The sequence below is a fragment of the Roseovarius sp. D0-M9 genome (assembly GCF_037083805.1).
In the GTDB taxonomy this organism is placed as follows: Bacteria; Pseudomonadota; Alphaproteobacteria; order Rhodobacterales; family Rhodobacteraceae; genus Roseovarius.
This window is the reverse complement of sequence record NZ_JBAPKZ010000016.1, coordinates 85,382-96,327: the sequence shown is the minus strand read 5'-3', so window position 1 is coordinate 96,327 and position 10,946 is coordinate 85,382. Positions and strand designations below refer to the sequence as shown.

Genomic DNA, 10,946 nt, shown 5'->3' with positions numbered 1-10,946 from the left:
ACGGAGCATCCCAAACCGGGCGTCCGCCGCCGATGCCACAGAGAACCGCCTTGAAATCCATGCGGCAGGAACAACGTCCTTCAAGCCCGACTTATTCAGCAGCCTGTTAATGGAGAGACGCAAGTTTCTTAAAGTTGCGACAGGAGGAGCTGCCGCATCCGCGCTTGCCGCGCCGGCGATTGCGCAAGATCGTATTGAAATGTCCATCGTATCGACCTGGGGCCGCGATTTCCCCGGTCTGGGCACCAGCGCACAGCGCCTTGCCGAGCGCATCGAGGAAGCGACCGAGGGCCGCATCGCGGTGCAGTATTTCGCAGCAGGCGAACGCGTCGGCGCGTTCGACAGCTTTGATGAGGTCGCGTCAGGCAACGCACAGGCGTATATCGGCTGCGATTATTACTGGAAGGGCAAGCATCCTGCCTGGGCGGTTTTTACCGCTGTGCCGTTCGGCCTGACCTATACCGAAATGGACGCCTGGATGAAGTTTGGCGGCGGCCAGGAACTGTTGGACAAGATCGGTAGCGAGTTTGGCATCAAGGGGATTCCCTGCGGCAACACCGGCCTGCAAATGGGCGGCTGGTTCAACAAGGAGATCAACTCGCCCGACGACCTCAGGGGGCTCAAGATGCGTATTCCGGGTCTTGGTGGCGACGTCATGTCCAAGGTCGGCGCCTCGCCCGTTTCGGTTCCGGGTGGTCAGATCTACGAAAACCTCGTTTCGGGCGCCATTGACGCGACCGAGTGGGTGGGCCCATGGAACGACTTCTTCCTCAAGCTCTATGAAGCGGCCCAGTATTACTACTGGCCCGGCATGCACGAGCCCGGAAGCCAGGTGAGCCTGGGTATGAATACCGAGTTCTGGTCGTCGCTTTCCGACAACGACAAGCTCATCATCACGCTGTGCTGTGCCGAGGAAAACGCGATGCAGACGGCAGAGACCAACTACAACAACGGTATCTACCTCAATCGTCTCATCAACGATTACGGTGTCGAGCTGCGCGAGTTCAACGATGACATCTATGAGGCCTTCGGTGCCGCATCTGAAGAGGTTATCGAAGAGACGCGCGACCATAGCGAGCTTGCGGCCGAGATCATCGACAGCTTCCTCGATGCGCGCAATAACGTCGGTGCATGGTCGAACCTGTCCGACGCGCCCTATGTGGTCAAGCGCAACCGCTTCCTGAATATCTGATCGTCTCATCTGGATCGCGTCGGCCCATGGGCCGTCCATGACCGGGCCGGAATGCTCTCTGGCCCGGTTCCAATCGCAGTGCCGCAGAGCACGTTAGGGGGGTTAACTGATGAAAGATGCACAAGGCGCGCCTGCGCCGGTTGTCCGCATGTTCGGTTGGACAATGCTGGCCCTCATGACCGCCTTTCTGGTCAATGCAGTCCTGACGTTCTGGTTTGATTTCCCCGGCGCACTTGGCGTGCTTTCGGGCGGGGGTGCCGGGGCATTCGTGCAGATCGGTGTCTATGCCGCAGCCGTCGCGCTGGCGATCACGCTGGTCATCCGCTCGCCGCACGCATCCTTGCGCGCCGAGGCCGCGCGCGTTACCGCGGCCAACACATTTCTCATCCGGGCGGCTTTCTGGGTCGTTCTTCTGATCGGTGCCGGCGATGCCCTTGTCTCGTTCATGCGTGTCAACGGGATGCTTGAAAACGCGGTCGGCGCTGAACTGGCTGGAAACCTCGGGCGCGCCGAATTCCGCGGTCTCTACTTCCACCTCCCGCTCGTGGTGATCGGCATTGTGATCGGTGCCGTCACGCGCTCACTCGGCTTCATCTGGCTGACGCTCATGGTCGTCATCGCTGAACTCTTGATTGTCTTCAGCCGCTTCGTCTTTTCATACGAGCAGGCCTTCATGGCCGATCTCGTGCGCTTCTGGTATGGCGCGCTCTTCCTCTTTGCCTCGGCCTATACCCTTTACGAGGACGGCCATGTGCGAGTTGATCTGCTTTATGCCAGCATGCGCCGCGAGGCGCAGGGGCGCGTCAACGCGTGGGGCGCGGTTCTTTTGGGGATGCTTCTGTCCTGGACTATTCTGATCGTCGGTTTCGCCTCATCCTCCAGCAGCATCGTCGGGCCGATCCTCGTGTTCGAGGTCACGCAATCGGGCTTCGGGATGTATGTGAAGTATTTCATGGCCGGGTTTCTGGCCGTCTTTGCGGTCACGATGATGGTGCAATTCGTCGCTCAATTCTTTGAGGCTATCGCTGACAAGCGCGGTGAGCCGGGCGCGCGCACGACGCACGCCGACATGATATAAAAAAGGACGAGGCTCGCAGGTATGGAAATTGTCTTTCTTCTGATGCTCATCCTCATCATGGGCTTTGCGCTGGGGTCGGGGTATCCGGTGGCCTTTTCGCTGCCGGGCGCCGCGATCATCACCATCCTTCTTGCGGCGGGGACGGGCTATCTCTTTACTGGCGACGTTGACGCATATTTCGCATCCGGCGGGCCGGGCCAGTGGCTGAGCTCGGGCGTCACCAACCTCAGGGGCGTCTATTGGGAGCCTGAGCGAGACACGCTGATCGCCATCCCGCTCTTCATCTTCATGGGGATCATGCTTCAGCGCTCCAAGATCGCCGAAGACCTGCTGGTTACCATGGCGCAGCTCTTCGGGCCGGTGCCGGGCGGTCTGGGCATATCGGTCGTCATTGTCGGCGCGCTTCTGGCGGCAACCACGGGCATCGTCGGTGCCACCGTCGTCGCGATGGGCCTTATTTCGCTGCCCGCGATGATGCGCAATGGATACTCCAACTCGCTCTCGTCGGGCATCATTGCGTCCTCGGGCACGCTGGGCCAGATCATCCCGCCCTCGATTGTGCTCATCATCCTTGCTGACCAACTCGCTTCGGCGGCCGATCAGGCGGGCCAAGCGCGCCAGGCGCTCTACAAGGAAGTCACCGGAGAGATCGTCATGCCGTCGGAATTCGGCGTGCTCTCGACCAGTGCGGGCGAAATGTTTCTGGGCGCGCTGGTGCCGGGGCTTGTTCTGGTGGGCCTCTACATCCTCCTCATTCTGGCGATTGCCATCATCCGCCCACGTCTTGCGCCTGCGGTCCCTTTCGAGGGCGACTATGACATGCGTTTTCTGGGCAAGGTCTTGCTGGCGATGGTGCCTCCGCTGGCGCTGATCGTGCTTGTTCTGGGGTCGATCATCGGCGGCATCGCGACGGTCAATCAGGCGGGGGCCATCGGCGCGGTCGGTGCATTGGTGATGGCCGGATACAGGCTGCATCCCGGCGGCAGATTGCAATTCGTACCGGCAATCATGGCCTTGCTGGGCCTCGCCATCATCACCTTCACGCTGGCCAACTACAACACCAACGTCCAGAACATCCAGAGCGCCGATGACACCTTCGGCATCAACATCGCCATCATCGGCGTTGTCCTGACCGTCATCGCCATCGCGTGGAGCGGGTATCGCGCCTACATCAGCGAAGGGGCGCTGGCCGGTGTCATGGTGGAAACGGCCAAGACGACCTCCCTTGTCTTCATCATCCTTCTGGGCGCCGCGATGCTGACGGCGGCCTTCCGCGCGTTCGGCGGCGAGGAGCTGGTCAAACACTACCTCGAAGGGCTACCGGGCGGTTTCTGGACCAAGTTCGCCATCGTCATGGCGGTGATCTTCGTCTTGGGCTTCTTTCTCGACTTCATCGAGATTGCGGTGGTCGTGGTGCCCATCGTCGCGCCAATCCTTCTGGCCGATCCCGAGGCCAATATCACGGCAGTCTGGCTGGGCGTCATGATCGGCCTGAACCTGCAGACATCTTTCCTCACGCCGCCCTTCGGCTTTGCGCTCTTCTACTTGCGCGGGGTCGCATCCAAGGCGGTCAAGACCATTCAGATCTACATTGGTGTGTTGCCCTTCATCGGGCTGCAACTTCTCTCGCTGGTGATCGTGGCCTATTTCCCGCCGCTGGTGAACTACCTGCCGATGCGCAGCTCGCTGACCGCCGAAACGGCGCCGCCGCCGGTCAACCCCGCGCTGCAATACTGCATCGAGAATTACGTGTCGCAGGAATTTGGGGAAAACGGCTCTGCAATCAGATCGGCCATCGACCGGGCGCGGGGCCTCGATCTGTCCTATCTGCCCAGCAACGTGCAGAGCGATTTTGAGCGTGGCCTCGACAAGGCAGAGGAGTCGTTTGACCTGATGGACGAAATCGAGACCATCGAGGCCGGGCTGGAAGAGGAGGCCATTGCCTACCGACCCTTGCACAAGGAAGTGCGCGCACTGCAAGCGCAAGCGCGCCGGATCGAAAGCGAGCTGGAGGACCTGCGCACGCAGATCAGTCGCGGCTGGGGCGATACCGAGGCGCTGCAAGCTCGAGTGGAGCGGATGGAGGCCGAGCGTCAGGAATACCTTGATGCGGTGCCCGCCGAATGGGACGAGGCCGAGGCCGCCTATAGCCGGCTCACCGCCAATGACCGCCGGGCGCGCGGCCTCTATCGCCGCACCGTCGATCAGGCCTATGGGCCGCTGGTAGAATTGATCGCGTATATCGAGTCCGCCGATGCGCTGGCCGAGATTCAGGCACCGCTGGATGCGCTGGCCGAGGATGCCGCAGGCATGGACGGCGAGACGGCGGATGTGCGCTTTACTGAGGTCGAGCGCCTCTTTGGCGATGTTGCGGGTGGCAACGACATTCGTGGCCTTTTGTCCGATGCCCGCCGGCAGATCGACGCCCGCACGCCGAATGTCGAGCGCGCGCTGGACAGCGTGGAAGAGGCGCAGGAGGTGTTTGCATCCGAACTGGCCTGGCGCACCCGTGCGACAGACGAGCTTTTGCCAGAGTTGCAAGCCTATGAGGCGGCCATCAGTGGCACCATCGGCCTGCGCCAACAGCCAAAACTACCGCAGGAGCAGGCGATCTTTGTCGCTGAGTGCAATTCCAAGCACCGCGATATCTCGCTGAGTTTCTGAGGCAGGTTCCGGGCCTGGCCATCTGCGCGGCTTTGCCAAACGCCCGCGCCGCTTTGGCCAAGCGGCGTGGGTTTGGCGTGGCGGCCTCACGTCGCTTGGCGGTGGCTGTGGACAGGCCGCTCGCGCCCATGGCTGCGCGATCATTTACCGGGCAGCTTGCGCCAAATTCGCGCGCCTGCGGCGACAGATCGGCGCAGGCGGCCCCAAGACGCCTTACGCAACGTCCCCAGAAAAGCTATCGTCCGAGGTGCGTAGCAGACCTCTGGGCTGCTAGGCCGCGACCCCGTGTCGCCAGGGCGATGATCGAAAGGTAAGATGAGCTTGACTGCACCTCACAAAGAGCCCGCCACAACCACGCCCGAATGGACCTTTCACGTCGATCGCGAGACGGTTGTGGCCGAACCTCATGCGCGCCCGCCGATGCCCGCAGGCCCCGGTGACACGATCATGCATCTGGGCATTGATTGCTCTGCCACCGCGCGCATGCGCCTCTTTGAGATATTCGGCATCGACCACGAGGCCAAGAACACGCGCCACTGGATGAAGCAGTGCGACGGCTATGGTCTCAAGCTGGAACAGCATACCGAATTCATGTCTGTGACCCTGCTGATCTCGCAAGACGGCGACGCGGCCGCCACGTCGCGCCTCTTGATGGATATCGCCGCCGTGGACGAGGTGGAGGCGATCACTCTGACCAAGGTCGAAGTCACCGGCCCGCTGACACGCAAGAGCAAGGCCGCCGCACGGCAGGGTCGCGCGCTGGGTGGCACGATGCGCGGCGGCATGGCGGTGCATTCCACGCTCATCCCCGATGCGGCTGGGTTCATCACCTATCACGTCGCGACGCCTCAGGCCTCGCCCGAGGAAACCGGCCGCCGCGTCCAGCGCCTGATCGAGATGGAGACCTATCGCACGCTCTGCCTTTTGGGCCTGCCCATCGCCCGGCGTACTGGCGAGAGCCTGGCCGAGGATGAAAACCGCCTGATCGAGGTCGTCGGCTCCATGGGGTCGGAGAGTATCGAGAACGACGAAAAGCTCTTCGAGGCGCTGTCGGGCCTTTTGCAGAAAAGTAATGCCCTCAGAGCATCGACGCGCTTTCGCTTTTCCGCCAGCCTGGCCTACTACAACCTCGTGCAGCAACGCCTGACCTCGCTGGAGGAGGAGAAGCTGGACGATCTGCAAACCATCAGCGGCTTTGTCCGCTCGCGGCTGGAGCCGAGCATGGCGACGATCGACAGCATCGGCGCGCGGCAAAAGACACTGATCGACGATCTGTCACAGGCGCTGTCGCTCTTGCGCACGCGGATCGACCTGACGCTGAACCGCGACAATCAGGTGCTTTTGAAGTCGCTGGATGCGCGCAACCGCAAGCAGGTGCTGATCGCGCAGACGGTCGAGGGGCTGTCGGCCGTGGCGATCACCTATTACGCGGTGGGCCTACTGTCTTATGTGCTCAAGGCGGCGGGGCCGTCGCTTGCGCCTGCGCTCCCGCATACGACCCTGCTGGCGGTTTCGGTGCCGGTCGTCCTCTTCGCGGTCTGGTTTTCGCTGCATCGCCTGCGCTCCCGCTGGGAGAAAAGTGCCTGAGTGCGCGCGGCGTCTCAGGACGCCATGAACGCGCCAATGATTTCCGCGATTGCGCCGGGATCTTCCTCGTGCATGAGGTGGCCGAGGTTTGGGACCATGCGCAGCTGGGCTTGGGGCAGCCGCTTGGCCGCCTCTGCCGACACTGCTGGCGGGACAGCCGTGTCGCCCTCGCCTGCGATCATCAGAACCGGGCAGGTGATCTGCCCCAAGCGGCCCATCAGGCCATCGAGCGACCATTGCGACATCATGGCCAGCGTGCCGTCCACGTGCGAGCGGTCCGCGACAAGGCGCCTATAAAGCGCAAGGCCTTCGGGCGGCAATGTCGATCCGGTCCCCTCGATGAGACGCCTGACACTCGCGCTGGACGAGGCTGTGGCGGAAAACAGATCCGCCGTGAAAGGCGTCAGGGCCAAAAGCTTGGCCAGCCGCGGAAACAGCCATCCCGCCACCCCCTCGAAATTCGAGAGCGCGGCATTTAGCGTGACGACCCTGAGCCTTGGGGCCTCCAGCAAGGGTGCCAGCGCAAGGGCGATCGCGCCGCCGGCCGAATGGCCGACCAGCCCCTCTACGTCCCACCCCTCGCCAGCGATCAGGGAGGCCAGATCGGCGGCGATATCGTCCAGCCCGCTGCGCTGGCGCGCGCCCGATTGGGTAAAGCCATGGCCGGGCAGATCGACGGCAATCACGTGAAAGCGCTCGGCCAGCAAAGGCATCAGCCCCCGCCAGCTGTGCGTGGCCCCCCCCGCGCCATGCAGCAGCAAAAGGGTGGGCCCCGCGCCCATTTCCTGCACGTGCCAGCGGTGCGGGCGGTGCAGGATTCTGCGGGAGTTATCACAGAGCGGCCAGCCCGCCGCATCCTCGGGCCAGCGCATGGCTCAGCCGTCCATGACGGAGGCGACGGCGTCCGAGATGCGCCGCGCATCTGCGCGCGGCAATACGAAATAATGCGCGTTCATCGTGGCGGCCAGCGATTTCAGCGCAGGTTCGGGGCGATTGCCCATATCGACGACGAGCGCTTCGGTTCCGCTGGCGGCGATGGCGCGGCCGATGTCCGTGGCGTCCTCTGCCGCTCGGGCGCGGTCCGGCACGCCCTCCAGCGTGATGTTCGCGCGCCCATCGGTCAGCACCGCCAGCGTCGGTGTCATGCCGCGCTGCCGCGCGCTGCGCGCCATGTCGAGCGCGGCGCGCAGCCCCGTTGCAAGCGGCGTTGCGCCGCCGCCGGGCAGGGCGGCCAACTGCCGTTTGGTCCGCACGAGCGAGCGCGTGGGCGTCAGCAGCACCTCGGCGCTATCGGCACGAAAGGCAACCAGCGCGACGTGGTCGCGCCGGGCATAGGCAGCGGCCAGCATCAATTCGACCGCGCCCTTGGCCTCGGCCAGCCGCGTCATTGCCGCCGAGCCGGAGGCATCGACGACAAAGATCAGAAGGCGGTCCGATTTCTGCTCATATCTGCGCAGGTGGATGTCGGCTGGGCGGATATGCAGCCCGGCGTGATCCGGGCGCTGCACCGCGCGCGCCTTTTGCCATGGGGCCGCAGCGCGCAGCGTTGCGATCAGATCGAGCCGCGCCGCCCCGCCAAGGCGCCCTTTGCGCGGCGGGACAGGGCGGCCCCGGCGATTGCCGGTGCGCGCATCGCCGCTGCCCTCGCCACTGGCGGTGCGCTGTCTGCCGCCCGCGATGCGCGCCAGCATATCCTCGGGCAAAAGGGCCAGCACCGCCTCGATCAGCATGTCATCAGGGATCGGGTCTGATTGGCGCGCGTCCTGCTCGGTATCCGCGTCATCGGGGGCTTCGGGCCGTTGTTGCTGCTCTTCTTGCTCTTCGGGCTCCTCGTCCTCTTCGCGGTCCGGCAGCCGGGTGGCGCGGGGCGCAAGGACCAGCGCGGCGGCGATCTCGATATCTGCGTCGATGACATCGGGGCGCCCTTGAAGGGCGGCATGTGCAGCGGCGGCGCGCATCGCAAGGCAGGCGGCGCGCGGGCTGCGCACGCCGAAGGCTTCGGCCAGCAGGGCAATCTGCTCGATCTGCGCCTCGCCAATGCGGGGCAAGGGCGCGGGCGCGGGCAGGTCGGCGTCCAGCGGCGCGATATTGGCCAGCGTCATACCGTCCAGATCGAGGTGAAAGGCCAGCCGCTCGGCCAATGCGGCAGGCACGCCCTCGTCCTCGCTTGCCGCCTCGTCCAGCGCGATGACGGGATGGTTGCGCCCCTTGTCCATCATCGCGGCCAGACGCGCGGCCAGTTGCAGGCGCGTGCGCTCGGCCATGGGCAACAGCAGCGGTCCGTCATGGGAGTGCAGCCCGGCCTGCTGCACCAGTCGGCCTGTCGACAGAGTGCCGTTGAGGTCCAGCCCGCCAAAGAGCGCGTCATCGGTCATGTCGGGATGCAGTTTTGCGGCAGGACGCGGATACCGGCCAAGCGCGGCCAGAAAAGCATCGCGCGCCGGACCGCTGCGGGCGCGCAGCACGATGCCGCCCAATCCGGCAGGGTCGATCGCCACGAGGTGCAGCGCCAGCATCGCGCGCGTCCATGCCGGATGTGGCGCGCTGTCCATCAGCCCAGCACGGTTTCGATGACGCGGCCGACGCGCGCACCCGATCCCGCGTCGTCCAGCGGATCGCGGCGCAGCCGGTGACGCAGGGCAAGCGGCGCGACCGCGCGGATGTGGTCGCGCGAAATGGCGGTATCGTCGCGGTAGGCAGCATAGGCGCGCGCGGCCTTCAGAAGGGCCAGTTCGCCTCGCACCCCGTCTGACCCCATCGCGATGCACAGCTCGGCAACGTCGTGCAGGGTCGCATCATCGGGCTTGAGGGATTTCAGCGCGATGCGGGCCGTCAGGATCTGTTCGCGGATGGTCGCATCCTCGGCCTGCCAGCGCACCATGAAGGCGGATTTGTCGTTTTCAAAAGCATCGCGGCGGCGCAGAACCTCGACCCGCTGAGAGATGTCCGTGGGCGAGGCCACATCCACCGAAAGGCCGAAGCGATCGAGAAGCTGGGGGCGCAATTCCCCCTCCTCGGGGTTGCCCGACCCGACCAGAACAAAGCGGGCGGCATGGCGGATCGACAGGCCCTCACGCTCGACCACATTCTCGCCCGATTGGGCGACATCCAGCAGCAGGTCGACGATGTGATCCTCCAGCAGGTTCACCTCGTCGATATAGAGGTATCCGCGGTTGGCGCTCGCCAGCAGTCCCGGCTGAAACACCTTTTCACCGTCGACCAGCGCCCGCTCGATATCTAATGCGCCGGTCACGCGGTCTTCGCTGGCCCCGAGGGGCAAATCGACCACCGGGGTCGGAATGTCATGCGTCCTTGTGCCGGTGACCTTGGCCCATTCGGGGCAGTTGGCCGGCTTGGCGGCATTGACCGGGCACCCCTCGACCGCGGTGATGCGGGGCAGCAGCGCGGCCAGCGCGCGCACGGCGGTGGACTTGCCGGTGCCCCGATCGCCAAAGACCAGAACGCCGCCGATCGAGGGATCCACGGCCGTCAGGATCATCGCCAGTTTCATCTCGTCCTGGCCGACGATGGCGGAGAAGGGGAAGGGCTGGGTCATGCAGGCTCCGATAAGGCGAGGGGCGAGGCACCATTCCAGGTGCCGATATCCGAATGGACGGCAAAGCGCGCGTATAGCTCTTCGCTGAACCAGTTTTCCGCGCGCACGGCGCGGATCGCGTCGGCATGGTGGCCGGTGCGGGCGAAGTTGGCCATGCTCTGGCTGTCCGGCCAGATCGAGAATGTGACCTGATGCAGCCATGGCACCTCCCCGATCCCGATCTTGAAGATGACGCCCGAGTTGCCGCCGATCACGGCGGAGATATCCGGCACGCGCCGCCAGAAACGGGCCAGCACCGAGGGGCGGATCGTCGCGCGGGTCAGCGCGGCAAGCGCCGCTGGCTGCTCGGCGTCGCCGGGCACGAAGGGCGCGCGCCCCGACCATGCCCCGCGCGCCGACGTGGGCGACAAAAGCACGCTCCACGTCTCGGCGGCGCGGCTGCGGTAGCGGCCCAGGATGCCGCCGCCGGTCAGCGCGGCGCGCGCCGTCTGAGCATCGGGCCAGGTGGCAAGGATCGCATAAACCGAAAGGTTTGGGCGGGGGGTGAATCCGGCGCCGGTGCCCGAGCCGCACAGCTTCCAAAAGCCGATGCCGGGCACGCGGGCCATCTCGCGGCGCGCAAGGCCCATCATGGCAAACGCCCAGACCTGCGCGCGCAGCCCTTCGAAGCGGTGAAAGCTGAGTGTCACGATTTGTCCCATTTTCAGCCCGACTCCTTGCGGTCACCCCGCAGCGTAAAGCAATCCTGACACATTAAGCGTAGCATTGAAAGCATGGATTGGGCGCGAATTCCCTATGTTATCAGGGCCGTTTATAAAACTTGGGGGCAGGCGTAGAGGATAGTTGTCAACCAAACTGGACACATGTAG

At 64.4% G+C, this 10,946-nt stretch carries 8 protein-coding genes; 4 read left to right on the top strand and 4 right to left on the bottom strand.

What is annotated here, in order from left to right:
• Positions 1-199: 199 nt before the first annotated feature.
• The 4 genes from V8352_RS12145 (at position 200) to V8352_RS12130 (ending at position 6,521) form a co-directional block, all read left to right on the top strand.
• Positions 200-1,192 carry a TRAP transporter substrate-binding protein gene (locus V8352_RS12145; protein WP_336424558.1) on the top strand — a complete coding sequence of 331 codons (993 nt, stop codon included), beginning with the start codon at positions 200-202 and terminating at the stop codon, positions 1,190-1,192.
• A gap of 109 nt (positions 1,193-1,301) precedes the next feature.
• Positions 1,302-2,270 (top strand): TRAP transporter small permease subunit, encoded by a 969-nt coding sequence (locus V8352_RS12140; protein ID WP_336424557.1) that lies wholly within the window; start codon positions 1,302-1,304, stop codon positions 2,268-2,270.
• A gap of 21 nt (positions 2,271-2,291) precedes the next feature.
• The gene (locus tag V8352_RS12135; protein ID WP_336424556.1) at positions 2,292-4,934 is read left to right on the top strand and encodes a TRAP transporter large permease subunit; all 2,643 of its coding nucleotides are present in this window, start codon (positions 2,292-2,294) and stop codon (positions 4,932-4,934) included.
• A gap of 315 nt (positions 4,935-5,249) precedes the next feature.
• Positions 5,250-6,521, top strand: coding sequence for a DUF3422 domain-containing protein (locus tag V8352_RS12130; protein ID WP_336424555.1), 1,272 nt, complete (start codon positions 5,250-5,252; stop codon positions 6,519-6,521).
• 14 nt (positions 6,522-6,535) lie between these two features.
• Here V8352_RS12130 and bchO read toward each other — a convergent pair whose 3' ends face one another.
• The 4 genes from bchO to crtA are packed head-to-tail and all read right to left on the bottom strand — an operon-like array spanning position 6,536 to position 10,778.
• Positions 6,536-7,393, bottom strand: a complete 858-nt coding sequence (gene bchO, locus V8352_RS12125) for an alpha/beta fold hydrolase BchO (RefSeq protein ID WP_336424554.1) — start codon at positions 7,391-7,393, stop codon at positions 6,536-6,538.
• Between the two features lie 3 nt (positions 7,394-7,396).
• Positions 7,397-9,073, bottom strand: coding sequence for a magnesium chelatase subunit D (locus V8352_RS12120; protein WP_336424553.1), 1,677 nt, complete (start codon positions 9,071-9,073; stop codon positions 7,397-7,399).
• Positions 9,073-10,077 carry a magnesium chelatase ATPase subunit I gene (bchI, locus tag V8352_RS12115; RefSeq protein ID WP_336424552.1) on the bottom strand — a complete coding sequence of 335 codons (1,005 nt, stop codon included), beginning with the start codon at positions 10,075-10,077 and terminating at the stop codon, positions 9,073-9,075. The genes V8352_RS12120 and bchI overlap by 1 nt, the downstream gene beginning before the upstream one ends.
• Positions 10,074-10,778: a spheroidene monooxygenase gene (gene crtA, locus V8352_RS12110; RefSeq protein WP_336424551.1), complete on the bottom strand. Its 705-nt coding sequence runs from the start codon at positions 10,776-10,778 to the stop codon at positions 10,074-10,076. Before crtA ends, bchI begins: the two co-directional genes overlap by 4 nt.
• Between the last annotated feature and the right edge of the window lie 168 nt (positions 10,779-10,946).

Coding starts and splice junctions, on each gene's coding strand:
- bchO (WP_336424554.1), bottom strand. CDS start 7,393: ATGCGCTGGCCCGAGGATGCGGCGGGCTGGCCGCTCTGTGATAACTCC.
- V8352_RS12135 (WP_336424556.1), top strand. CDS start 2,292: ATGGAAATTGTCTTTCTTCTGATGCTCATCCTCATCATGGGCTTTGCG.
- V8352_RS12145 (WP_336424558.1), top strand. CDS start 200: ATGTCCATCGTATCGACCTGGGGCCGCGATTTCCCCGGTCTGGGCACC.
- V8352_RS12130 (WP_336424555.1), top strand. CDS start 5,250: ATGAGCTTGACTGCACCTCACAAAGAGCCCGCCACAACCACGCCCGAA.
- bchI (WP_336424552.1), bottom strand. CDS start 10,077: ATGACCCAGCCCTTCCCCTTCTCCGCCATCGTCGGCCAGGACGAGATG.
- crtA (WP_336424551.1), bottom strand. CDS start 10,778: ATGGGACAAATCGTGACACTCAGCTTTCACCGCTTCGAAGGGCTGCGC.
- V8352_RS12120 (WP_336424553.1), bottom strand. CDS start 9,073: ATGGACAGCGCGCCACATCCGGCATGGACGCGCGCGATGCTGGCGCTG.
- V8352_RS12140 (WP_336424557.1), top strand. CDS start 1,302: ATGAAAGATGCACAAGGCGCGCCTGCGCCGGTTGTCCGCATGTTCGGT.